The organism is Streptomyces sp. NPDC104313, from assembly GCF_055583985.1.
Genome location: NZ_JBVJMW010000003.1, coordinates 157,642 through 181,993, shown reverse-complemented (window position 1 = coordinate 181,993; position 24,352 = coordinate 157,642). Strand labels below are relative to the sequence as shown.

General features: G+C 68.3%; 22 protein-coding genes and 1 tRNA gene. 13 read left to right on the top strand and 10 right to left on the bottom strand.

All coding sequences use genetic code 11. The annotated features are described in order from the left end of the window. The first annotated feature begins 43 nt into the window (after positions 1-43). The 4 genes from sigM (at position 44) to trxA (ending at position 3,201) form a co-directional block, all read left to right on the top strand. Positions 44-763, top strand: a complete 720-nt coding sequence (gene sigM, locus ACZ60Q_RS07885; RefSeq protein ID WP_469629972.1) for an RNA polymerase sigma factor SigM — start codon at positions 44-46, stop codon at positions 761-763. Further along, positions 760-1,731 carry an anti-sigma factor family protein gene (locus tag ACZ60Q_RS07880; RefSeq protein WP_469629970.1) on the top strand — a complete coding sequence of 324 codons (972 nt, stop codon included), beginning with the start codon at positions 760-762 and terminating at the stop codon, positions 1,729-1,731. Before sigM ends, ACZ60Q_RS07880 begins: the two co-directional genes overlap by 4 nt. A 124-nt stretch (positions 1,732-1,855) precedes the next feature. Next, positions 1,856-2,827 (top strand): thioredoxin-disulfide reductase, encoded by a 972-nt coding sequence (trxB, locus tag ACZ60Q_RS07875; protein WP_469629968.1) that lies wholly within the window; start codon positions 1,856-1,858, stop codon positions 2,825-2,827. A gap of 41 nt (positions 2,828-2,868) precedes the next feature. Next, on the top strand, positions 2,869-3,201 hold the full coding sequence (trxA, locus tag ACZ60Q_RS07870; protein ID WP_397918801.1) for a thioredoxin: 333 nt from the start codon (positions 2,869-2,871) through the stop codon (positions 3,199-3,201). Positions 3,202-3,301: 100 nt separating this feature from the next. Here trxA and ACZ60Q_RS07865 read toward each other — a convergent pair whose 3' ends face one another. From ACZ60Q_RS07865 to rpmH, 9 genes are all read right to left on the bottom strand, one after another. Continuing rightward, on the bottom strand, positions 3,302-3,919 hold the full coding sequence (locus tag ACZ60Q_RS07865) for a GNAT family N-acetyltransferase (RefSeq protein WP_469629965.1): 618 nt from the start codon (positions 3,917-3,919) through the stop codon (positions 3,302-3,304). A 298-nt stretch (positions 3,920-4,217) separates the two neighbouring features. Then, positions 4,218-5,312, bottom strand: coding sequence for a ParB/RepB/Spo0J family partition protein (locus ACZ60Q_RS07860; RefSeq protein WP_469629963.1), 1,095 nt, complete (start codon positions 5,310-5,312; stop codon positions 4,218-4,220). Further along, on the bottom strand, positions 5,309-6,385 hold the full coding sequence (locus ACZ60Q_RS07855) for a ParA family protein (RefSeq protein ID WP_469629961.1): 1,077 nt from the start codon (positions 6,383-6,385) through the stop codon (positions 5,309-5,311). Before ACZ60Q_RS07855 ends, ACZ60Q_RS07860 begins: the two co-directional genes overlap by 4 nt. A 326-nt stretch (positions 6,386-6,711) precedes the next feature. Beyond that, entirely contained in the window at positions 6,712-7,428 is a 717-nt protein-coding gene (rsmG, locus tag ACZ60Q_RS07850) for a 16S rRNA (guanine(527)-N(7))-methyltransferase RsmG (RefSeq protein ID WP_371624628.1), read from the bottom strand. A gap of 109 nt (positions 7,429-7,537) precedes the next feature. Next, positions 7,538-8,053 (bottom strand): Jag family protein, encoded by a 516-nt coding sequence (locus tag ACZ60Q_RS07845; protein WP_469629957.1) that lies wholly within the window; start codon positions 8,051-8,053, stop codon positions 7,538-7,540. Positions 8,054-8,067: 14 nt separating this feature from the next. After that, positions 8,068-9,333: a membrane protein insertase YidC gene (yidC, locus tag ACZ60Q_RS07840; RefSeq protein WP_469629955.1), complete on the bottom strand. Its 1,266-nt coding sequence runs from the start codon at positions 9,331-9,333 to the stop codon at positions 8,068-8,070. A gap of 3 nt (positions 9,334-9,336) precedes the next feature. After that, a complete protein-coding gene (yidD, locus tag ACZ60Q_RS07835) occupies positions 9,337-9,696 on the bottom strand; it encodes a membrane protein insertion efficiency factor YidD (RefSeq protein WP_469629952.1) in 360 nt (119 codons plus the stop codon). Continuing rightward, positions 9,693-10,064, bottom strand: coding sequence for a ribonuclease P protein component (gene rnpA / locus ACZ60Q_RS07830; RefSeq protein WP_469629949.1), 372 nt, complete (start codon positions 10,062-10,064; stop codon positions 9,693-9,695). Before rnpA ends, yidD begins: the two co-directional genes overlap by 4 nt. 19 nt (positions 10,065-10,083) lie before the next feature. Then, the gene (gene rpmH, locus ACZ60Q_RS07825; protein WP_003967884.1) at positions 10,084-10,221 is read right to left on the bottom strand and encodes a 50S ribosomal protein L34; all 138 of its coding nucleotides are present in this window, start codon (positions 10,219-10,221) and stop codon (positions 10,084-10,086) included. Between the two features lie 381 nt (positions 10,222-10,602). On the opposite strand from rpmH, the gene dnaA reads away from it, so the two are divergent. From dnaA to ACZ60Q_RS07780, 9 genes are all read left to right on the top strand, one after another. Further along, a complete protein-coding gene (gene dnaA, locus ACZ60Q_RS07820) occupies positions 10,603-12,459 on the top strand; it encodes a chromosomal replication initiator protein DnaA (protein ID WP_469629947.1) in 1,857 nt (618 codons plus the stop codon). 949 nt (positions 12,460-13,408) lie between these two features. Next, positions 13,409-14,539: a DNA polymerase III subunit beta gene (gene dnaN / locus ACZ60Q_RS07815; protein ID WP_469629944.1), complete on the top strand. Its 1,131-nt coding sequence runs from the start codon at positions 13,409-13,411 to the stop codon at positions 14,537-14,539. Between the two features lie 171 nt (positions 14,540-14,710). Then, positions 14,711-15,589: a phosphogluconate dehydrogenase (NAD(+)-dependent, decarboxylating) gene (gene gnd, locus ACZ60Q_RS07810; RefSeq protein ID WP_007447373.1), complete on the top strand. Its 879-nt coding sequence runs from the start codon at positions 14,711-14,713 to the stop codon at positions 15,587-15,589. A gap of 92 nt (positions 15,590-15,681) precedes the next feature. Beyond that, on the top strand, positions 15,682-16,812 hold the full coding sequence (gene recF, locus ACZ60Q_RS07805) for a DNA replication/repair protein RecF (protein WP_469629941.1): 1,131 nt from the start codon (positions 15,682-15,684) through the stop codon (positions 16,810-16,812). 203 nt (positions 16,813-17,015) lie between these two features. Beyond that, entirely contained in the window at positions 17,016-17,519 is a 504-nt protein-coding gene (locus ACZ60Q_RS07800; RefSeq protein WP_469629938.1) for a DciA family protein, read from the top strand. A 449-nt stretch (positions 17,520-17,968) separates the two neighbouring features. Next, positions 17,969-20,038 carry a DNA topoisomerase (ATP-hydrolyzing) subunit B gene (gene gyrB, locus ACZ60Q_RS07795; RefSeq protein WP_469629935.1) on the top strand — a complete coding sequence of 690 codons (2,070 nt, stop codon included), beginning with the start codon at positions 17,969-17,971 and terminating at the stop codon, positions 20,036-20,038. 47 nt (positions 20,039-20,085) lie between these two features. Next, positions 20,086-22,725 (top strand): DNA gyrase subunit A, encoded by a 2,640-nt coding sequence (gyrA, locus tag ACZ60Q_RS07790; protein WP_469629933.1) that lies wholly within the window; start codon positions 20,086-20,088, stop codon positions 22,723-22,725. A gap of 93 nt (positions 22,726-22,818) precedes the next feature. Next, positions 22,819-23,442, top strand: coding sequence for a DUF3566 domain-containing protein (locus ACZ60Q_RS07785; RefSeq protein ID WP_469629932.1), 624 nt, complete (start codon positions 22,819-22,821; stop codon positions 23,440-23,442). Between the two features lie 71 nt (positions 23,443-23,513). Next, a tRNA-Ile gene (locus tag ACZ60Q_RS07780) sits at positions 23,514-23,587 on the top strand. A 359-nt stretch (positions 23,588-23,946) separates the two neighbouring features. On the opposite strand, the gene ACZ60Q_RS07775 is transcribed toward ACZ60Q_RS07780, so the two are convergent. Then, the gene (locus ACZ60Q_RS07775; protein WP_469629929.1) at positions 23,947-24,321 is read right to left on the bottom strand and encodes a DUF6344 domain-containing protein; all 375 of its coding nucleotides are present in this window, start codon (positions 24,319-24,321) and stop codon (positions 23,947-23,949) included. Positions 24,322-24,352: the final 31 nt, after the last annotated feature.

Genomic DNA, 24,352 nt, shown 5'->3' with positions numbered 1-24,352 from the left:
GTGTGGCCCACATGTGACATCGGATCCGGTTCGGAGGGGGAGCATGGCGGATTCCGTTCCACCAGAGGCACCAAGCGACTCGGACCTGCTCGCCCAGCATGTGGCGGGCGACCCCGACGCCTTCGGTGAACTCGTACGCCGCCACCGCGACCGGCTCTGGGCCGTGGCACTGCGCACCCTGGGGGACAGGGAAGAGGCGGCCGACGCCGTCCAGGACGCCCTCGTCAACGCCTTTCGCGCCGCCCACACCTTCCGTGGCCACTCCGCGGTCACCACCTGGCTGCACCGGATCACCGTCAACGCCTGCCTCGACCGGGTCCGCAAGGCCGCCTCCCGCAAGACATTCCCGGTGGACGACGCCGAACGGCTCGATCAGCTCCTGGAACCCCACGAATCGGCCGAGGCCCCCGCCGAGCGGCAGGACCTCCACCGCCAACTCCAGGAAGCCCTGGCCACGCTGCCCGCCGAGCAGCGGGTAGCCCTCGTCCTCGTCGACATGCAGGGCTACCCCGTCGCGGAAGCGGCCAGCATCCTTGAGGTGCCGACCGGCACCGTGAAAAGTCGATGTGCCCGAGGCCGGGCGAGACTGGCCCCCCTGGTCCGCCATCTGCGCGCGGGAACCGGGGGGCAGCCCCCCGGCGGGGAGAACGGCGCGGCCGGAAGGAACCGGACACCCGGGGCATCCGTCCCATCTGCGTCAGGTCCCAGAGACGCAGGAGCAAGCGATCCTGCCGCTACGAAGGGAGGAGGTGGGTACCCGTGACATCCACGGCCGACACTGCTCAGCACCCGGAGGTCTCCGAGATCTCCGCTTTCACCGAGGGACTGCTCTCCCCTTCCCGTACCGCGGAAGTCCGGCAGCACGTCGCGGCATGCGACCACTGCTCAGAGGTACGCGACTCCCTGGAAGAGATCCAAGATCTGCTCGGAACGATGCCCGCCCCGGAGCCGATGCCCGAGGACATCGCCGCCCGCATCGACACGGCCCTCGCGGCGGAGGTCCGCCCCACCGCTCCCGCCATGGACGAGCCGGTCGTTGTTCCACGTGAAACAACGACCTCCGAAGACACCACGACCGACCGTGCGACGAGCGAGCCCGCTCCCAGGAGCGGCGGCGCCTCCGTCCCGGATCGTCCTGCGGGCCGGTCCTCCGCTGTCACCGGACCGGGCCGCCGTCCCGCCCGTCGGCGACGGCGCGCTGTGGTCCTCGGCACCGCGTTCGGTGCGGCGGTCATCGGGATGAGCGTCTTCCTTCTCCAGTCCATCGCCCCGTCCGGTGACTCCGCCTCCAAGACCGCGACCAACAACGGATTCAGCGCTGCTGACAGCGGCGCGCATACCTACGCCGACGGCAGGCTGGAATCCCAGGTGCAGGACCTCCTCAGCGGTGGGGCCGGCCAGAAGAGCCCCGGCGCCCAGAAGATGCCGCCGGACGCGGACACCAGGTCGACGAGCGATGCCCTCACCCCCGACGCCGAGACGTCCAGGAGCCCCTTGAAGGCCCCTGCCGTCGCCGTTCCCCCCTGTGTCCAGCAGGCCACCGGCCGCACCACGCCGGCTCTCGCTCTCGACGAGGGGACGTACCAGGGAACGGACGCCTATCTCGTCGTCCTTCCGCACCCGAGCGCCCCCTCACGGGTACAGGCCTATCTCGTGGCCGCCTCCTGCGTGGACACCGCCCCGGAGACCACAGGGCAGCTGCTGCTCACCCGCGCCTACGACCGCCCCTGAAACCGTCCGCGACCGCCGCGGCACTTCGGGAATGCATCAGCCGTAGGATCCGTTGGGTGGGGTGTGAGTCGTTGAACCGACCCCGTAGGCAGTTAGGCAGTCTGCAGAAACGAGGAAGAAACCCGTGAGCGACGTCCGTAATGTGATCATCATCGGCTCCGGACCGGCCGGGTACACCGCCGCGCTGTACACCGCCCGCGCCTCGCTGAACCCGTTGGTCTTCGAGGGCGCCGTCACGGCTGGCGGTGCGCTGATGAACACCACCGACGTGGAGAACTTCCCCGGCTTCCAGGACGGCATCATGGGCCCCGAGCTCATGGACAACATGCGGGCCCAGGCCGAGCGCTTCGGCGCCGAGCTGATCCCTGACGACGTGGTCGCGGTCGACCTCACCGGTGACATCAAGACCGTCACCGACACCGCGGGCACCGTCCACCGCGCCAAGGCCGTCATCGTCACGACCGGCTCCCAGCACCGCAAGCTCGGGCTGCCCAACGAGGACGCCCTCTCCGGACGCGGCGTCTCCTGGTGCGCCACCTGCGACGGCTTCTTCTTCAAGGACCACGACATCGCCGTGATCGGCGGCGGCGACACCGCGATGGAGGAGGCTACTTTCCTCTCCCGCTTCGCCAAGTCCGTCACGATCGTCCACCGCCGTGACACCCTGCGTGCCTCCAAGGCCATGCAGGACCGTGCCTTCGCCGACCCGAAGATCAAGTTCGCCTGGGACAGCGAGGTCGCCGAGGTCAAGGGTGACCAGAAGCTCTCCGGTCTGACCCTGCGCAACACCAAGACCGGTGAGACATCCGAGCTCCCCGTGACCGGACTGTTCATCGCCGTCGGCCACGACCCCCGCACCGAGCTCTTCAAGGGCCAGCTGGATCTCGACGACGAGGGTTATCTGAAGGTCGAGGCGCCTTCCACCCGCACCAACCTCACCGGCGTCTTCGGCGCCGGAGACGTGGTCGACCACACATACCGTCAGGCCATCACGGCAGCGGGCACCGGCTGCTCCGCCGCCCTGGACGCCGAGCGCTTCCTCGCGGCCCTGGCCGACGCGGAGCCCGCCGAGCCGGAGAAGACCCCGGCCGTCTGAACGTCCGCACCCCACCACCCCGAGAGACTAAGGAGGCCGCCGTGGCCGGCGCCCTGAAGCACGTTACGGATGACACCTTCGACGAGGTCGTCCTCAAGAGCGACAAGCCCGTTCTGGTGGACTTCTGGGCCGCCTGGTGCGGCCCGTGCCGCCAGATCGCTCCCTCCCTTGAGGCGATCGCGGCAGAGCACGGCGACCAGATCGAGATCGTCAAGCTCAACATCGACGAGAACCCGGCCACCGCCGCCAAGTACGGCGTGATGTCCATCCCGACCCTGAACGTGTACCAGGGCGGCGAGGTCGCCAAGACCATCGTCGGCGCCAAGCCGAAGGCCGCGATCCTCCGCGACCTCGAAGGCTTCATCAGCGCGTAATCGCGCAACAGCGCCCCGGCGCGATGTTTCACGTGAAACGGGCCCACCCCCTGACGGGGTGGGCCCGTTTCGCATGGAGGACGGCGACAACGGCCCGGCCTCACAACGGCCGCGGCACCGGTTCCTTCTGGACCGCCCCCAGGAGCCGGTCCAGTGCCATCTCCACGTCTTCCTTCCAGGAGAGCGTCGTCCGCAGATCCAGCCTCAGCCGTGGATACACGGGATGTGGCCGCACGGTCTTGAAGCCGACGGCCAGCAGATGATCCGCGGGGAGTACGCAGCTGGCTTGCTCGGACCGCGCGTCTCCGAATGCCTCGATCGCCTTGAAACCTCGGCGTAGAACGTCCTTCGCCACCGTCTGCACCATGACACGGCCCAGACCCTGACCCTGGTACTCGGGAATGATCAGCCCAGTGATGAGCTGAACGGCATCGGGGGAGACCGGGCTGGTCGGGAAAGCCGTCGAGCGGGGGACGTACGCGGGCGGGGCGTACAGCACGAAGCCCGCCGGCACGTCGTCCATATAGACCACCCGGCCGCAGGACCCCCACTCCAGGAGGACCGCGGAGATCCAGGCTTCCTTCTCCAGCTCCGGCTTACCCGCCTTTACCGCGGCTTCCCCGCTGACCGGGTCAAGCTCCCAGAAGACGCACGAGCGGCAACGCTCGGGGAGATCCGGAAGGTTGTCCAGGGTGAGTGGTACGAGCCGACGCCCCATGACGGCGATCCCTCACTTCCTTCGCCCGCCGCACCACGTGCGGCTGCCAGTGTGCTCCGTTCATGGAACAGACTGCCGACGAATCCCCCGACGGCGCCCAGGCCCACCCCGACCGTGACGAGCCGACTGCGGCTCATTCTTCGCAAGGCCTCCGCCCTCCTCCGAGGTCGATCACCATGGATGCGCCGTCCCAGAACGCATCGTATCCACCCAGAGGTGATGCGGATACCGAGAGAGCAAAGGGCGGACCGTGTTCCGGTATGCACCCGGCGCACGGACCGCCCTCAGGTCCCGCTGCTCACCCCTCGTCGTCCTCCTCGGACGTCTCGGCGAGCCGCCGCTCCAGCACACGGCCCTCGCCCGGGGCGAGACTGCCGAGAATCCGGTCCAGGTCCTCCATCGAGGCGAACTCGACGACGATCTTGCCCTTCTTCTGCCCCAGGTCGACCTTCACCCGGGTCTCGAAGCGATCCGACAGACGGGTCGCCAGGTCGGTCAGAGCGGGGGACAGACGGCCGCCGGCCCTCGGGCCCTTGGGCTTCGCGGAGCTCGAAGGGCTCGAACCCATGAGCGTCACGATCTCCTCGACCGCACGCACCGAGAGCCCCTCGGCCACGATGCGGTGGGCCAGCCGGTCCTGCTCCTCGGAATCGTCCACGGACAGCAGCGCGCGGGCATGGCCGGCCGAAAGAACGCCTGCGGCGACCCGGCGCTGCACCGACGGCGAAAGCCTCAGGAGCCTCAGTGTGTTCGTCACCTGCGGACGCGAGCGGCCGATCCGGTCGGCCAGCTGGTCATGGGTGCACTTGAAGTCCTTGAGCAGCTGGTCGTACGCAGCGGCCTCTTCCAGCGGGTTCAGCTGAGCCCGGTGGAGGTTCTCCAGCAGTGCGTCCAGCAGCAGCTTCTCGTCGTCCGTGGCGCGGACGATGGTGGGAATCCGCTCCAGTCCCGCTTCACGGCAGGCCCTCCACCGACGCTCACCCATGATGAGCTCGTAGCTGTCCGGGCCCACCTTGCGGACGACGACCGGCTGGAGAAGGCCGACTTCCTTGATGGAGACGACCAGCTCGGCCAGCGCGTCCTCGTCGAAGACCTCACGGGGCTGACGGGGGTTCGGGGTGATCGTCCCGATCGGCAGCTCGGCGAAGTACGCGCCGGACGTTCCAGCATCCTGCTCGGACCGGCCCTCCGGGGTGGACGCCGGCTCCGGCACCACCGGGACGGACGGCAGCGCGGTCACCTTCGCGGCGGCCACCCCGCGCTCCGCTGTCAGAACCGGACCCGCACCGGACGACGCAGCACCGCCTCCGGGCGACGGAACCTGCTTCTCCTGGGGAGCGGCGGGGATCAGCGCACCGAGCCCACGCCCCAGTCCTCTACGACGCTCACTCACTGAATGCCCTCCGAAACGTTCTGCTGACTGTTCTGACTACTCGTGTGGGCGTGCTGAGTCTCGTAGTGCATCCCGACGCCCCGTAGGGCGATCTCCCGCGCGGCTTCAAGATACGAGAGCGAACCGCTGGACCCCGGGTCGTAGGTCAGCACCGTCTGCCCGTAGCTCGGCGCCTCCGAGATGCGGACCGACCTCGGGATACTCGTCCGCAGCACTTCCTTGCCGAAGTGGGTACGGACCTCCTCGGCGACCTGCGAGGCGAGCCTCGTCCGGCCGTCGTACATCGTCAACAGGATCGTCGAGACGTGCAGGTCCGGGTTCAGATGGCCCCGCACCAGGTCGACGTTCCGCAGGAGCTGTCCCAGGCCTTCCAGCGCGTAGTACTCGCACTGGATGGGGATCAGTACCTCGGCCCCGGCCACCATCGCGTTCACCGTCAACAGACCCAGCGAGGGCGGGCAGTCGATGAGGATGTAGTCCAGCGGCTGCTCGTACGCCTGGATGGCTCGCTGGAGCCGGCTCTCCCGCGCCACCAACGAGACCAGCTCGATCTCCGCACCAGCGAGATCGATGGTGGCGGGGGCACAGAAGAGACCTTCGACATCCGGTACGGGCTGGACCACCTCGGAGAGCGGGCGGCTCTCCACCAGGACGTCATAGATCGAGGGAACATCGGCGTGGTGATCGATACCCAGAGCCGTGGAGGCGTTGCCCTGCGGGTCGAGGTCGACCACCAGAACGCGTGCACCGTGCAGAGCCAGGGAAGCGGCCAGGTTGACCGTCGTGGTCGTCTTCCCGACCCCACCCTTCTGGTTGGCCACCACCATGACGCGGGTGCGGTCAGGCCGGGGCAGCCCTTCGCCGGCGCGGCCGAGGGCCTCGACCGCCAGCTGAGCGGCTCGGCCGATGGGTGTGTCGTCCATCGGCGGCGGTGTTTCACGTGAAACACCCTCACCCACGGACTCGGTTCGGGGACCGGGGACCGGGTCGGTCATCGGTCCCGCGATGTTGGCGTCGGACCGCAAGGATTCACTCTCCTCGACTTCAGGCTCGCAATGAACAGAGCCTGCCATGCTTTCGGGGTCGTGAACCAGCGAGGCCCGCTGATCTGTGGATGAATCCGTGCGTGTGGACAACTCGGCAACCCGTCCGGGCTTGCGGTCGCGCGGAGTGGCAGCCGCACGACCACGGCCGATGATTCCCTGCAGCAGAGAGCGACGTTTCACGTGAAACACGATGCCCCCGCGAAGCAACTACCAGGCCACGACACTCCGCACCAGGTACGTATCGCTACTTTCCGGTAGAAACACTGCTAAGTGGCTCAAGAGCCAGCAGAATCCGCATACCACCCGGCTGGGTCGGGTCCCGACCGGACGGCGCCGCCCTCTCGCAGTGCTCCTCAACGTCGCCTGCGTGTCCGTTCCGTCCGGGCGGCCTTAGCCCTCTTTGCGGCGAACCTCACACCGCCCGGGCTCTCTCCCACCACGACACGGACCACGGTGGAGAGCGGATCGACCAAGCCTTCACCGACGTGAAGCACCTCGGTCTCCAAGACACCGAGCTTGCTGAGCGCGGCCCTGGCGCCGTTGAGCTCCTCCTCCGCGGTGTCACCTTTGAGCGCGAGCATCTCCCCGTAAGGCTTCAGCAGGGGCACGCCCCAGCCTGCCAGCCGGTCCAGCGGTGCCACCGCACGGGCGGTCACCACGTGAACGGGCTGAAGCGTCCCGAGGACCTCCTCGGCCCGCCCGCGCACGACCGTCACATGGTCCAGGCCGAGCAGCTCGACGACTTCCTGGAGGAAGTTCGTCCGCCGCAGCAGCGGCTCCAGCAGGGTGATCTTGAGGTCGGGGCGCACCAGAGCCAGCGGGATGCCGGGTAGACCCGCGCCTGATCCCACATCGCAGACGGTGACACCTTCGGGCACGACCTCGGAGAGCACCGCGCAGTTCAGCAGGTGCCGCTCCCACAGCCGGGGGACCTCACGCGGCCCGATCAGGCCTCGCTTGACCCCGGCATCCGCAAGAAGCTCCGCGTACCGGACAGCCTCCGGGAAGAGCTCTCCGAACACCGCCTGCGCTTCCGCAGGTGCCTGGGGGAGCTCTGCTTCCTCCGTCACGGGGACCGTCCTTCCATACCGCACTAGCGCACTGTGGGTGGCTGACTATCAGGCTGACAAAGATCGGCCCCGCCTGCGAACAGACGGGGCCGACAGTACAAGGATCCGGTCAGGCCGGGAGAACGACGACGAAGCGCTGCGGCTCCTCGCCCTCCGACTCGCTCCGGAGACCGGCCGCGGCGATCGCGTCGTGCACGACCTTGCGCTCGAACGGCGTCATCGGGTCCAGCTTCACCGGCTCGCCCGAGCTCTTGACCTCGTCCGCGGCCTTGGCACCCAGCGCCGCGAGGATCTCGCGCTTCTCGGCCCGGAAGCCACCGATGTCCAGCATCAGACGGCTGCGGTCGCCCGTCTGTCGGTGGACGGCCAGCCGTGTCAGCTCCTGGAGTGCCTCCAGGACCTCGCCGTCGCGGCCCACGAGCTTCTGAAGGTCGCGCGCCGATTCGCTGATGATCGACACCGCGGCCCTGTCCGCCTCGACGTCCATGTCGATGTCGCCGTCGAGGTCGGCGATGTCCAGCAGTCCCTCAAGGTAGTCGGCCGCGATCTCACCCTCCTGCTCCAGGCGGGTCAGGGTGTCGCTGCCGGCCTCGGCGGCGGCCGTGGAAGTGGTGCCTTCCGTCACGGATGGACTCCTTCTTACTTCTTGGACGGGTGCTTGGGCCGTTGCGGGCCCTTGCGCTGTCCGGACTTGGCTTGGCGTGAGGAGCCGGAGGCGGGCTTGCCCGCCGACTTCGGCTGGTCGTCCTGCGGTGCGTCCTTCTTCTCGAGCGAGGTCTTGGAGTCGCCTTCCGAAGGCTCCGAGTCCTTGGCTCCACCGGCCGTGGCACCGGCCGTCTGGCGCTTGGCCTTGGTCTGGCGCTTGGGCTGCTGGCGCTTGTGCGCCTGGCTGCCCTCGGCATCGACGGCGGCGGTCTCGCTCTTCTGCACCGTGCCGTCGTCCTGGGCCGCGAGACCCAGCTTGCCGAGGCCGGTGATGAACTTGCGCTCGATGTCGTTGCGGTCGGGACCCTTGGCGACAATGGCCTTGACGGTGTTGCGCCGGGTGCGGCCGCGCACCTGCTCATGGGCGGTCACGCTCTTGAGAACCCGCTGGAGGTAGGCGTCCTGCGCCTTGCTGCCCGGCGTCGGGTTCTGGTTGATCACGTACATCTGCTGACCCATGGTCCAGACGTTCGTGGTCAGCCAGTAGACGAGGACACCGACGGGGAAGTTGATGCCCATCACGGCGAAGATGACCGGGAAGATGTACATCAGCATCTTCTGCTGTTGCATGTACGGGGTCTTCACCGTCAGGTCGACGTTCTTCGTCATCAGCTGGCGCTGGGTGAAGAACTGCGAGGCCGACATCAGCACGATCATGATCGCGGTGACGATCCGGACATCCATCAGGGAGGCGTCGAGCGAGGTGACCTTCTCGACGCTGTCGGTGAACTTCGCCGCGAGCGGGGCGCCGAAGATGTGCGCCTCACGCGCGCTGTCCAGCAGGTCCTGGTTGATCGCCCCGATCTTCTTGCCCGAGGCGATGGACGACAGCACGTGATACAGGGCGAAGAAGAACGGGGACTGCGCCAGGATGGGAAGGCACGAGGAGAGCGGGTTGGTGCCCGTCTCCTTGTACAGCTTCATCATCTCTTCGGACTGACGCTGCTTGTCGTTCTTGTAGCGCTCCTGGATCACCTTCATCTTCGGCTGGAGCACCTGCATGTTGCGGGTCGACTTGATCTGCTTCACGAAGAGCGGAATCAGGCAGATCCGGATCAGCACCACCAGGGACACGATCGACAGACCCCAGGCCCAGCCGGAGTCGTCGCCGAAGAGCGCCCCGTAGACCTTGTGGAACTGAACGATGACCCATGAGACGGGTGTGGTGATAAAGCTGAACAGACTGGCAATCGTGTCCACTAATCAGGCTCCTTGAGCATTGGGCGAGGTCTCTCCGGCCGGGCTCGGAGGTTCGGAGACCGACCCCCCGGACGGCACATCAGCGGCGGACTCCCCGCCCTTTTTGCCGCGCAGGGCGTTGCGCAGCAACTCGTGCCACCGCGGACGCTTGCGTGGCGGAACATGATCCACACCGCCGGGCGACCACGGATTGCACCGCAGGATGCGCCAGGCTGTCAGCGCTGTTCCCTTGATGGCACCGTGCCTGTCGATCGACGTATATCCATAGTGGGAACACGACGGGTAATAACGGCAGACAGGCCCGAGGAGTGGACTGATCGTCCACTGGTACAGCTTGATGAGAGCAAGCAGCGGGTACTTCATCGCGCGCCCCCTCCCAACAGCCGCTGAAGGGCGGCGTCCAGGTCTCGGGCCAGCTGTGCATGGTCGGCGTCGCCCGCACCGGGCAGCGCCCGTACGACAACAAGGCTACCGGGGGGCAGCTGAGCCAGCCGGTCGCGGACCAGGTGGCGAAGCTTCCGCTTCACCGCGGTACGGACGACTGCGCCCCCCACGGCCTTGCTGACAACGAAACCCGCACGCGGCGGGGGAACTGTCTCCCCCGTCACGTGCGGGTCCATATCACCGCTGCGTAGATGGACGACGAGCAGTGGACGTCCGGCTCGACGTCCTCGTCGTACCGCGGTCGCGAAGTCCTCGCGCCGCCTCAGCCGATTCTCGGTAGGCAGCACGTCATGGACCTGTTGGCGATCAGGCGGACAGGCTGCTGCGGCCCTTGCCACGGCGGTTCGCGAGAATCGCACGGCCGGCACGGGTACGCATACGCAGTCGGAAGCCATGGGTCTTGGCGCGACGACGGTTGTTCGGCTGGAAGGTGCGCTTGCTCACTCGGGGGCTCCAGAAATGATTCGTGTGTTGGCGGGACATCGCCTGGCTGTCACCGTGCGCCCACGAGGAACTCGCGTAAACGCCTTAGTGCACCGCTTCACAATCACAGATCGTGATCTTTGCCCATCGGAGGCAGGCGGCAGCAGCCATCGACAACTCGACCTGGTCACGGTACGCGCGGCTACGCCATCCGGTCAAACCGGCCTCGCGCGGCCCGTCATTGTGCACAGCCTGTGGACAACAACTTGAACCACGCGGGTCGGCCTGACTACCGTGGCTGAACTCCGGTTCCTTTCCTTCCCGACTGCCGGGCCTCACCCGACCCGACCCATCCCGTCCCGAGAACCACACATTCGTGGGACAAGCGAGAGAGCGTGCCTTGTGGCTGACGTACCTGCCGATCTTGCCGCAGTGTGGCCGCGAGTGCTTGAGCAACTCCTCGGGGAGGGTCAGCAGGGCATCGAGCCGAAGGACAAGCAGTGGATCGAGCGCTGCCAGCCCCTGGCACTCGTCGCCGACACCGCGCTGCTGGCCGTCCCCAATGAATGGGGCAAGCGCGTCCTGGAGGGCCGGCTCGCACCGCTCATCAGCGAGACGCTGACCCGCGAGTGCGGGCGCCCCATCCGGATCGCGATCACCGTCGACGACTCCGCGGGCGAACCGCCCTCCCCGCCGGCGCCCCCGATGCACCAGTCGCATCAGGGCCACCGCTACCCGGCGCAGCCGCGCGACGACGCTCCGCGGGGCGACTCCTACGACGGATACGGCCACCGGCCCTCCGACGACGGCATGCCGACGGCCCGGCCGGCCTACCCCGACTACCAGCAGCAGCGTCCGGAGCCCGGTGCCTGGCCGCGGACCCAGGAGGACCTCTCCTGGCAGCAGCCGCGGCACGGCGGCTACCAGGACCGCGAGCAGCCTTCCGGCGAGCCGTACCGCGACGCGGAGTCCTACCGGGAGAACGAGCAGCAGTACCGGGAGCAGCCCCCGGAGCAGTGGCGCGAGCCGTACGGCACCGGGCGCCCCCAGCAGCACGACTACCGTTCGCAGCCTTCCGAGCACCAGGGGTACGAGCAGCAGCGGCCCGACCGCCAGGACCAGCAGCCGGGGCTCCGCCAGGGCGGTCACGGTCCCGGCCGGACCGGCGGCCCGGTCCCCGGCCCGATGGGAGCCCAGCCGGCCCCCGCGCCGGGCCCCGGCGAACCGCACGCCCGGCTGAACCCGAAGTACCTCTTCGACACCTTCGTCATCGGGGCGTCCAACCGGTTCGCGCACGCCGCGGCCGTCGCCGTCGCCGAGGCGCCCGCGAAGGCGTACAACCCCCTCTTCATCTACGGGGAGTCGGGGCTCGGCAAGACCCACCTGCTGCACGCCATCGGGCACTACGCGCGGAGCCTCTACCCGGGGACCCGGGTGCGGTACGTGAGCTCGGAGGAGTTCACCAACGAGTTCATCAACTCGATCCGCGACGGCAAGGGCGACACCTTCCGCAAGCGCTACCGCGACGTGGACATCCTGCTGGTCGACGACATCCAGTTCCTGGCGAGCAAGGAGTCGACGCAGGAGGAGTTCTTCCACACCTTCAATACGCTGCACAACGCGAACAAGCAGATCGTGCTCTCCTCGGACCGGCCGCCCAAGCAGCTGGTGACGCTGGAGGACCGGCTGCGCAACCGCTTCGAGTGGGGTCTGACGACCGACGTCCAGCCGCCCGAGCTGGAGACCCGGATCGCGATCCTCAGGAAGAAGGCGGTGCAGGAACGGCTCAACGCCCCGCCGGAGGTCCTGGAGTTCATCGCCTCACGGATCTCGCGCAACATCCGTGAGCTGGAGGGCGCGCTGATCCGGGTGACCGCCTTCGCCTCGCTGAACCGGCAGCCGGTGGACCTCGGACTGACCGAGATCGTCCTGAAGGACCTGATCCCGGGCGGCGAGGAATCGGCGCCGGAGATCACGGCACCGGCCATCATGGCGGCGACCGCGGACTACTTCGGCCTCACCGTGGACGACCTGTGCGGATCCTCGCGCAGCCGGGTCCTGGTGACGGCGCGCCAGATCGCCATGTATCTGTGCCGTGAGCTGACCGATCTCTCGCTGCCGAAGATCGGTGCGCAGTTCGGCGGCCGCGACCACACGACGGTGATGCACGCGGACCGGAAGATCCGCGCCCTGATGGCGGAACGCCGCTCCATCTACAACCAGGTCACCGAACTGACCAACCGCATCAAGAACGGCTGACGTCGGCTTCCCGGGCTTCTCCCGGAGCGCCTGTCACGGACCTCCATGGTCCGCGGCAGGCGCTTTTTCGCGTTCCCAGGGCCTCGCAACAGGCCCTCCGGAGCCTCGCAACAGGCCGTCCGGAGCCTCCATCGGGCCTTCCGGTGCCCGCGACGGGTGTCCCGTGGGACCCGCGCTGTTCGAATACAGGCTGCTCAGAGGCACTTCTCCACAGATGTGGGAGAAATCTTCCGTCCACAGCCTGGGGACTGGGAAGTTGTCCATATTGCGTCCACAGGGCGGGCTGCCGATACTCCATCAGGCCAGGTCATGTGGCTGGGGATTTGTGGTCAACCGTCATCCACAGCCTGTGGACAGAATTTTCGTCCACAGGAGGTCGTCGATGTTGTCCACCGGCAACCCACAGGCTGAGCCCTGTTGTCCCCAGCTTCTTCCGGCTTCTCCACACCTCTGTCCACTGTTCGGCAACGCAACACACGCTCTCACCGCCCGGAGTGAAAGGCGTCACACCAAGGTGGTCGGTTGGGCTGTGGGGAACATGGGTAAAGCTGGGGACAGGCCTGGGGAGAAGTGGCCCCCTCCTGTGCATCGGGTGTGCAGAACTTTCGCCCGTCCACAGAAAGCCCCGGTTGTCCACGGGCGCCACCCACAGGACCGGTGGACAAAAAACAGTCGCTGACCTGCGCAAACGACGTTATCCACGGTATCCACAAGGCCTACTACTACTACTACCCAGAGTTAGCCAGGAATCAGCTTCGAAGTGGGGCCTGTGTACAACTCGACCGTCGACCGCCGCGGAGCTCTTGGCCCGACTTGACCCCGAGCAGCAACGACTGTCGGTGCCGTACGTCAGACTGGACCCCGGAGCCTCCCCAGCCCTCGGCAGGGAGCTCCGGTCCAGACGACGAAGGCCAGCAGGGCGAGCGAGCAACAGCAGGAGGCGGTTCCGGTGAAGATCCGGGTGGAGCGCGATGTACTCGCGGAGGCGGTGGCCTGGGTGGCCCGCAGCCTCCCGGCCCGTCCGCCGGCGCCCGTTCTCGCAGGCCTTCTGCTGAAGGCCGAGGACGGAGCTCTCAGCTTCTCCAGCTTCGACTACGAGGTCTCCGCCAGGGTCTCCGTGGACGCGGAGATCGACGAGGACGGCACGGTGCTCGTCTCCGGCCGGCTGCTCGCCGACATCTGCCGCGCCCTGCCCAACCGCCCGGTGGAGATCTCCACCGACGGTGTGCGGGCCACGGTCGTCTGCGGCTCCTCCCGTTTCACCCTCCACACACTGCCTGTGGAGGAGTACCCCGCGCTGCCGCAGATGCCGACCGCCACGGGCACCGTCCCCGGTGAGGTCTTCGCCTCGGCCGCCGCCCAGGTCGCCATCGCCGCGGGCCGCGACGACACGTTGCCGGTGCTGACCGGTGTGCGGATCGAGATCGAGGGCGACAAGGTCACCCTCGCCTCGACCGACCGCTACCGCTTCGCGGTCCGCGAGTTTCTGTGGAAGCCGGAGAACGCCGACGCCTCGGCGGTCGCCCTGGTGCCCGCCAAGACCCTCCTGGACACCGCCAAGGCACTCACCAGTGGCGACACGGTCACCCTGGCGCTCTCCGGCTCCGGCGCGGGCGAGGGCCTGATCGGCTTCGAGGGCGCCGGACGCCGTACGACCACCCGGCTGCTCGAGGGCGACCTGCCGAAGTACCGCACGCTCTTCCCGACCGAGTTCAACTCCGTCGCGGTGATCGAGACGGCCCCCTTCGTCGAGGCCGTCAAGCGTGTGGCCCTGGTCGCCGAGCGCAACACCCCCGTGCGGCTCAGCTTCGAGCAGGGCGTCCTCATCCTGGAAGCCGGCTCCAGTGACGACGCACAGGCTGTGGAGCGCGTCGACGCGGTGCTGGAGGGCGACGACATCTCGATCGCCTTCAACCCGACGTTCCTGCTGGACGGTCTGAGCGCGATCGACTCACCGGTCGCCCAGCTCTCGTTCACCACGTCCACCAAGCCCGCCCTGCTCAGCGGCCGCCCGGCCGTCGACGCCGAGGCGAACGACGCGTACAAGTACCTGATCATGCCGGTGCGCCTCTCCGGCTGATCCCGGCTGATCCGAACGTCCCCCGGCCGATCGGGGGACGTTCCCGCGGCAGTTTCCGGCGGGCCCGCTCGGCGCGGAGCGGGCCCGCCGCGCTGTTCCCGGCCGGGCGTAGGCTCGGTCCTGGGCGCAAACGCCCCGACGCTTATCGCCACGACGCTTAAGGAATCTCTGATGGAGCTCGGTCTCGTCGGCCTCGGCAAGATGGGCGGCAACATGCGCGAGCGCATCCGCCGCGCAGGCCACACCGTCATCGGTTACGACCGCAACCCGGATGTCGCCGATGTCCACAGTCTCGAAGAGCTTGTGGGCAAGCTGAAGGGCCCGCGGGTCATCTGGGTCATGGTCCCGGCCGGTGCCGCGACCCAGTCCACGATCGATGAGCTCGCCGATCTGCTCTCGCCCGGCGACGTCGTCGTCGACGGCGGGAACTCGCGGTGGACCGACGACGAGAAGCACGCCGTCGAGCTGGGCATCAAGGACATCGGGTTCGTGGACTGCGGCGTCTCCGGCGGCGTCTGGGGCCTGGAGAACGGCTACGCCCTGATGTACGGCGGCACCGAGGAGAACGTGGCGAGGGTCCAGCCGATCTTCGACGCGCTGAAGCCCGAGGGCGACTTCGGCTCCGTCCACGCGGGCAAGGTCGGCGCCGGCCACTTCGCGAAGATGGTCCACAACGGCATCGAGTACGCCATGATGCAGGCCTACGCCGAGGGCTGGGAGCTGCTGGAGAAGGTCGACTCCGTCACTGATGTGCGCGAGGTCTTCCGCTCCTGGCAGGAGGGCACGGTCATCCGTTCCTGGCTGCTCGACCTCGCGGTCAACGCGCTCGACGACGACGAGCACCTGGACAAGCTCCGGGGCTTCGCCGCCGACTCGGGCGAGGGCCGCTGGACGGTGGAGGCCGCGATCGACAACGCGGTGCCGCTGCCCGCGATCACGGCGTCGCTGTTCGCGCGGTTCGCCTCGCGCCAGGACGACTCGCCGCAGATGAAGATGATCGCCGCGCTGCGCAACCAGTTCGGCGGACACGCGGTCGAGAACAAGAAGTAGCCCCGCCGCGGGAAGCGCGGCAGCACGCACACGCACCACAGCACCACACAGCGGAACAGAGCGGAACGGCAAGGCCCGGGAGGTCGGCGCACATGCATGTCACCCATCTCTCGCTGGCCGACTTCCGCTCGTACGCCCGGGTCGAGGTGCCTCTCGACCCGGGCGTCACCGTGTTCGTGGGGCCCAACGGGCAGGGCAAGACCAATCTCGTCGAGGCCGTCGGCTATCTCGCCACCCTCGGCAGCCACCGGGTCTCCTCGGACGCCCCGCTGGTGCGGATGGGCGCGGAGCGGGCGGTGATCCGTGCGGCGGTCACCCAGGGCGAGCGATCCCAGCTGATCGAGCTGGAGCTGAACCCGGGCCGCGCCAACCGGGCTCGTATCAACAGGTCCTCGCAGGTCAGACCGCGTGACGTGGTCGGGATCGTACGGACCGTGCTGTTCGCGCCGGAGGATCTGGCCCTGGTCAAGGGCGACCCCGGTGAGCGGCGGCGGTTCCTGGACGAGCTGATCACGGCGCGTTCGCCCCGGATGGCCGGGGTCCGCTCCGACTACGAGCGGGTGCTCAAGCAGCGCAACACCCTCCTGAAGTCCGCGGCGATGGCACGGCGGCACGGCGGCCGCTCGATGGATCTGTCCACCCTCGATGTCTGGGACCAGCACCTGGGCCAGGTGGGCGCCGAGCTGCTCGCGCAGCGCCTCGACCTGATCGCCACGCTCCAGCCGCTGGCCGACAAGGCGTACGAGGACGTCGCGCCGGGCGGCGGTCCGGTGGCGTTGGAGTACCGCAGCTCGGTCGGCGAGGACACCGGCCCCGGGCGCACCCGCGAGGAGCTGTACGAGCAGCTGATCGCGGCGCTCGTGGGCGTCCGCAAGCAGGAGATCGAGCGGGGGGTGACCCTCGTCGGCCCGCACCGCGACGATCTGGTGCTCGGTCTCCGGGGGATGCCCGCGAAGGGGTACGCGAGTCACGGCGAGTCCTGGAGTTACGCGCTGGCGCTGCGGCTGGCCTCGTACGAGCTGCTGCGCGCCGAGGGCAATGAGCCGGTGCTGGTGCTGGACGATGTCTTCGCCGAGCTGGACTCCCGTCGCCGGGAGCGGCTGGCGGAGCTGGTGGCTCCGGGCGAGCAGGTGCTCGTGACGGCCGCGGTGGCGGAGGACGTCCCCGGTGTGCTGGCGGGGGCGCGGTACGCGGTGACCGCGGGCGAGGTGGAGCGGGTATGAGGGGCCGGGGTGAGAGCGCGGGGGGCCGGCGGGGGGCGGCCTCCCGCGCGGGCGGGGCGGGAGCGGCTCGCGCGAAAGCTACGGGCGCGGGCCGGGCGGGCGGTCCCGGTGGGCTGGGAGAGTCCCTGCCGGATCCGGCCGTTTCCGGGAATGCGTCCGGGACTTCCTCCGGGGCACCTTCAGGGGCGTCGAAACCGCCAGAGGTGACCGGCGTCGATCTCGCCCGGGTCGCGTTGCGGGCGGCGAAGGAGCAGGCCAGGGCGCGGGGTGCGGCGGCGCAACAGAAGAAGCAGGCGCGGCGGGGCGGCGGGCTGCGCTCGGGTGCCCGGTCGGACGGCCGGGATCCGCAGCCACTGGGCTCCGCGATCAACCGGCTGATCACCGAGCGGGGCTGGGAGACGCCCGCGGTGGTCGGCGGGGTGATGGGGCGGTGGCCGGAGATCGTCGGCGACGATCTGGCGAACCACTGTGTTCCCCTGCGGTACGACGACGATTCGGACGCCCGGGTGCTGACCGTGAGCTGCGACTCGACGGCGTGGGCGACGCAGCTGCGGCTGCTGGCTCCGCAGCTGGTGGCCCGGCTGAACGCGGATCTGGGACAGGGCACCGTACGGATGATCAAGGTGGTGGGGCCCGGGGGCCCGGAGCGCCGGTTCGGGCCGTTGCGGGCGCCCGGCAGCAAGGGTCCGGGCGACACCTACGGGTGAGGGTCCGGGCCGTCGGTGGGAGGGACTGCGCCGCCGTACGCCCGCGGTCGGGTTTCCCGTTCCTTCCCGCCGCTTCCGCACGGATGGCCGTTCACCGCGCTGAGCTGCACTTTTGGCGTAAAGTTGTCGTGTACCAGGCGGTTGTATGGGTGGGTTCGTCTGGGTTCACGCGAGAGAAAACCGGGTGGTACGGCCGGAGCGTCCCTCACCGTAGCGAGAGGTTGACAGGCCGAAGCGCTCAAAGCCCGTCAGGGCCTCTTGGAGCCCCTTCCCGAATATGGGGAGTCGTCAGCCGCTCATCCAGGGCGGCACATGCGTACTCAGGTACCGGCAAACCCCCATTCATGTCAGTGCTACCGGTAGACTGGTGAGTAATCCCGCCGCTGAGGCGGGAGTCGTCGATACAAGCCGAACGACGCAGCCGCTCCCGCCTGTCCGGAGAACGGCCTGTGCTGTGCCAGAAAGGGCGCTTCGTGGCCGATTCCGGCAACCCCAACGAGAACATTCCGTCCACAGTCGGTGAGCACGGCGAGGTCGCCGCCTCGTACGACGCCAGCGCGATCACCGTGCTGGAAGGGCTGGACGCGGTCCGCAAGCGGCCTGGCATGTACATCGGCTCGACCGGTGAGCGCGGCCTGCACCACCTCGTGCAGGAGGTCGTCGACAACTCGGTCGACGAGGCGATGGCGGGCCACGCGGACACCATCGACGTCACGATCCTCGCCGACGGCGGGGTGCGTGTGATCGACAACGGCCGGGGCATCCCGGTCGGCATCGTGCCGTCCGAAGGAAAGCCGGCCGTCGAGGTCGTGCTGACCGTCCTGCACGCGGGCGGCAAGTTCGGCGGTGGCGGCTACGCCGTCTCCGGTGGTCTGCACGGCGTCGGCGTCTCCGTCGTCAACGCCCTGTCCACCCGGGTGGCCGTCGAGGTCAAGACCGACGGCCACCGCTGGACCCAGGACTACAAGCTCGGCGTCCCGACCGCCCCGCTGGCCCAGCACGAGGCCACCGAGGAGACCGGTACGACGGTCACCTTCTGGGCCGACGGGGACATCTTCGAGACCACCGAGTACAGCTTCGAGACCCTCTCGCGCCGCTTCCAGGAGATGGCGTTCCTCAACAAGGGCCTCACCCTCAAGCTCACCGACGAGCGGGAGTCGGCGAAGGCGACGGCGGGCGCGGACAGCGCGGACGCGGTCGAGCCCGCCGATCAGGAGACCGTCCGCACGGTCACGTACCACTACGAAAACGGCATCGTCGATTTCGTGAAGTACCTCAACTCCCGCAAGGGCGACGTCATTCACCAGTCGGTGATCGACATCGAGGCAGAGGACAAGGACCGTCTCCTCTCGGCCGAGATCGCCATGCAGTGGAACACGCAGTACACCGAAGGCGTCTACTCCTTCGCCAACGCGATCCACACGCACGAGGGCGGTACGCACGAGGAGGGCTTCCGTGCGGCGATGACCTCGCTGGTCAACCGGTACGCGCGCGACAAGAAGCTGCTCCGCGAGAAGGACGACAACCTCACCGGCGAGGACGTCCGCGAGGGCCTCACCGCGATCATCTCGGTGAAGCTGGGCGAGCCGCAGTTCGAGGGCCAGACGAAGACCAAGCTGGGCAACACGGAGGCCAAGACCTTCGTGCAGAAGGTCGTCCACGAGCAGCTGACGGACTGGTTCGACCGCAATCCCAACGAGGCCGCCGACATCATCCGCAAGGGCATCGCCGCCTCGACCGCCCGTGTGGCGGCCCGCAAGGCGCGCGATCTGACCCGCCGCAAGGGGCTCCTGGAGAGTGCCTCGCTGCCGGGCAAGCTCAGCGACTGCCAGTCGAACGACCCCACCAAGTGCGAGATCTTCATCGTCGAGGGTGACTCCGCCGGCGGTTCGGCGAAGTCCGGCCGTAACCCGATGTACCAGGCGATCCTGCCCATCCGCGGCAAGATCCTGAACGTCGAGAAGGCCCGGATCGACAAGATCCTCCAGAACACCGAGGTCCAGGCGCTGATCTCGGCGTTCGGCACCGGGGTCCACGAGGACTTCGACATCGAGAAGCTCCGCTATCACAAGATCATTCTGATGGCGGACGCCGACGTCGACGGTCAGCACATCAACACCCTCCTGCTGACGTTCCTCTTCCGCTTCATGCGGCCGCTGGTGGAGGCCGGGCACGTCTACCTCTCGCGCCCGCCGCTCTACAAGATCAAGTGGGGCCGGGACGACTTCGAGTACGCCTACTCGGACCGGGAGCGCGATGCCTTGGTGGCGCTCGGCAAGCAGAACGGCAAGCGGATCAAGGAAGACTCGATCCAGCGCTTCAAGGGCCTCGGTGAGATGAACGCCGAAGAGCTGCGCGTCACGACCATGGACGTCGACCACCGGGTTCTCGGCCAGGTCACGCTGGACGACGCGGCGCAGGCCGACGACCTGTTCTCGGTGCTCATGGGTGAGGACGTCGAGGCACGGCGCTCGTTCATCCAGCGCAACGCCAAGGACGTCCGCTTCCTCGACATCTGAGTCGGCCGTACCAGCGACGCCGCAGCTCGAAAGGACTTTGACCAGCAATGGCCGACGAGAACACCCCTGTGACACCTGAACCCGTGCTGCCCGAGGAAGAGACCGTCCCCGGTGTGGGCATGCGTGTCGAGCCCGTCGGGCTCGAGACGGAGATGCAGCGCTCCTACCTCGACTACGCGATGTCCGTCATCGTCTCGCGTGCGCTGCCCGACGTACGGGACGGCCTCAAGCCCGTCCACCGCCGGGTGCTGTACGCGATGTACGACGGCGGGTACCGCCCCGAGAAGGGCTTCTACAAGTGCGCCCGCGTCGTCGGCGACGTCATGGGCACGTACCACCCGCACGGCGACTCCTCCATCTACGACGCCTTGGTGCGCCTCGCGCAGCACTGGTCGATGCGCATGCCGCTGGTGGACTCCAACGGCAACTTCGGTTCCCCGGGCAACGACCCGGCCGCCGCCATGCGGTACACCGAGTGCAAGATGATGCCGCTGTCCATGGAGATGGTCCGGGACATCGACGAGGAGACCGTCGACTTCCAGGACAACTACGACGGCCGCAACCAGGAGCCGACGGTCCTGCCGGCGCGCTTCCCCAACCTGCTGGTCAACGGCTCCGCGGGGATCGCGGTCGGCATGGCGACCAACATCCCGCCGCACAACCTCCGCGAGGTCGCGTCCGGCGCCCAGTGGTACCTGGAGCACCCCGAGGCCTCGCACGAGGAGCTGCTGGACGCGCTGATCGAGCGCATCAAGGGACCCGACTTCCCCACCGGCGCACTGGTCGTGGGCCGCAAGGGCATCGAGGAGGCGTACCGCACCGGCCGCGGCTCCATCACGATGCGCGCGGTCGTCGCGGTCGAGGAGATCCAGGGCCGCCAGTGCTTGGTCGTCACGGAGCTTCCGTACCAGACCAACCCCGACAACCTCGCGCAGAAGATCGCCGACCTGGTCAAGGACGGCAGGGTCGGCGGCATCGCCGACGTCCGCGACGAGACCTCCTCGCGTACGGGGCAGCGCCTGGTCGTCGTCCTCAAGCGGGACGCGGTCGCCAAGGTCGTCCTGAACAACCTGTACAAGCACACCGACCTCCAGACGAACTTCGGCGCGAACATGCTGGCGCTCGTCGACGGGGTGCCGCGCACGCTGTCGATCGACGCGTTCATCCGCCACTGGGTGACGCACCAGATCGAGGTCATCGTCCGGCGGACGACGTTCCGGCTGCGCAAGGCTGAGGAGCGGGCGCACATCCTGCGTGGCCTCCTCAAGGCCCTGAACGCCATCGACGAGGTCATCGCCCTCATCCGGCGCAGCAACACGGTGGACATCGCCCGTGAGGGCCTGATGGGCCTGCTGGAGATCGACGAGCTCCAGGCGAACGCGATCCTGGAGATGCAGCTGCGCCGGCTGGCCGCGCTGGAGCACCAGAAGATCACCGCCGAGCACGACGAGCTCCAGGCGAAGATCAACGGGTACAACGCGATCCTGGCCTCGCCCGCCAAGCAGCGCACCATCGTCAGCGAGGAGCTGGCGGCGATCGTCGACAAGTTCGGCGACGACCGGCGCTCCCAGCTGGTTCCCTTCGACGGTGACATGTCCATCGAGGACCTGATCGCCGAGGAGGACATCGTCGTCACGATCTCCCGCAGCGGTTATGTGAAGCGCACGAAGACGGACGACTACCGATCGCAGAAGCGCGGCGGCAAGGGCGTGCGCGGGACGAAGTTGCGGGAAGACGACATCGTCGACCACTTCTTCGTCTCGACGACGCACCACTGGCTGCTGTTCTTCACGAACAAGGGCCGGGTCTACCGGGCCAAGGCGTACGAGCTCCCGGACGCCGGCCGGGACGCGCGCGGCCAGCACGTCGCCAATCTGCTGGCCTTCCAGCCGGACGAGAAGATCGCCCAGATCCTCGCGATCCGCGACTACGAGGCCGTGCCGTACCTGATCCTGGCGACGAAGGGCGGTCTGGTGAAGAAGACCGCGCTCAAGGACTACGACTCGCCGCGCTCGGGCGGTGTCATCGCGATCAACCTGCGCGAGATGCCGGACGGCGGCGACGACGAGCTGATCGGCGCCGAGCTGGTGTCGGCCGAGGACGATCTGCTGCTCATCAGCAAGAAGGCCCAGTCGATCAGGTTCACCGCGACGGACGACGCGCTGCGCCCGATGGGCCGTGCCACCTCGGGTGTCAAGGGGATGAGTTTCCGCGAGGGCGACGAACTGCTCTCGATGAATGTCGTCCGGCCCGGTACGTTCGTGTTCACCGCAACCGACGGCGGGTACGCGAAGCGGACCCCTGTCGACGAGTACCGCGTCCAGGGTCGCGGCGGCCTCGGCATCAAGGCCGCCAAGATCGTGGAGGACCGGGGATCGCTCGTCGGTGCGCTGGTGGTCGAGGAGACCGACGAGATTCTCGCCATCACGCTCGGCGGTGGTGTGATTCGTACGCGAGTCAATGAAGTCAGGGAGACGGGCCGTGACACCATGGGCGTCCAACTGATCAATCTGGGCAAGCGCGACGCCGTCGTCGGCATCGCGCGCAACGCAGAGGCCGGTCGTGAGGCGGAAGAGGTCGATGGGGCCGATGACGTCGACGGCGAGGCGGCCGGGGTTCACGCCGATGGCGTGAGCGAAGGCACTGTCGAGGGCACGGAGCCTTCGACCGGGGAGCACGAGGAGTAGATCGTGAGTGGAGCCACGGGCGCCGGTTCGGCCGCTTCCGGAGCTGGAGCGAACGGTGCCCGTGGCTCTGCCACGGACTCCCAAGGGGGCACTGTGACGGACACACGAGGGCCTCAGCCCCAGTACGAGGGTTACGCGACCGGGCCCCTGCCCGGCGAGCGTGAGCCCGCACCGGGGTCTTCGGGGCCGTACCACCCGCCCCAGGCGTACCAGGCGCCCGGCGGCGGTACTCAGGGCGGCCAGCAGCACACCGGACAACAGGCCGGCGGCACGCTGGGCGGTGCGCAGGGCGTGGGCGGCGCTCAGGCGACGCGTAAGCCGCGCACGGGGGCGCGGACCACTCCGCGTACCCGCAAGGCCCGTCTGCGGGTGGCCAAGGCCGACCCGTGGTCGGTGATGAAGGTCAGCTTCCTGCTGTCGATCGCGCTGGGCATCTGCACGGTGGTGGCATCGGCGGTGCTGTGGATGGTCATGGACGCGATGGGCGTCTTCGAGACCGTCGGCGGCACGATCAGCGAAGCCACCGGATCGAACGAGAGCAACGGCTTCGATCTGCAGTCGTTCCTGTCGCTGCCGCGCGTGCTCATCTTCACCTCGGTCATCGCCGTGATCGACGTGGTGCTGGCCACCGCGCTGGCGACGCTGGGCGCGTTCATCTACAACCTGTCGGCGGGCTTCGTGGGCGGCGTCGAGCTCACGCTGGCCGAGGACGAGTAGCGCGCCGAGTATCGATTTTGGGACTGGCCCCGACGTGCGCTAATCTTCAGAAGTCAGCGCGACAGCGCGGCGGGGCTATAGCTCAGTTGGTTAGAGCGCATCCCTGATAAGGATGAGGCCACAGGTTCAAATCCTGTTAGCCCCACAGAACGAAGACCCCCAGTCATCAGTGGCTGGGGGTCTTCGCGTTGACGGAGTCGGTGCGGTCGGTCAGTCCTCGGGCCGGGTTCCGGGTTCTGGGCCGGCTGGGCTGGGTCCCGCCTCGGTTCGCGCGCGAATCGGGCCCGGGAGCCGGGCGTACGGACATGCTCCGGGTGTACGGGGAGGGCCTTGGGCGTCCGGGGAAGGCCCCGGGACTACGGGAAGTGGAAGTGGCCCCGGAGACGGAGAGGGCCCCGTGTCCATGACGGACCGCCGGGGCGCGGGACAGGTTCGGGGCGTACGGGAAGGGCCCCCGGCCGGTGTGAACCGGACCAGGGGCCCCGGAGTGCGGCGGCATCGGGATCAGGGGGGCGGAGCCGGGGAGTCGCCTTCCGGGGCTGAGGAGCGCGAGCCGGCCGGGCCGGTCGTGCGTGCGGTCTCCGTGGGGTCGAGCGACAGGTGCCGGGTGGCCGGTGAGGAGCCGTGGGCCTCGGCGCGGATGCGCTGCTTCATCGTGGGCGGAAGGGCCCGGTCACGCGGAAGGGTCCATCGGACCGAGGGGACGATCGGGGTTGCCGCGGTGGCTGCCGTGTGCTCCTGGGGCGCGGCGCTCGGCTGCGCCGCGGCGTTCGTGGCGCTCGCCGTGGCGGTGGCGGTGGCGAGGCCCAGCGATGCCAGGAGGGCGAAGAAGGCGGTGATGAAGGCGGTCCAGAGGTTCTTGGGCTGGAAGGTGCTCATGGCCCCTCGCTTTCGGACGGTCCGGTTGCTG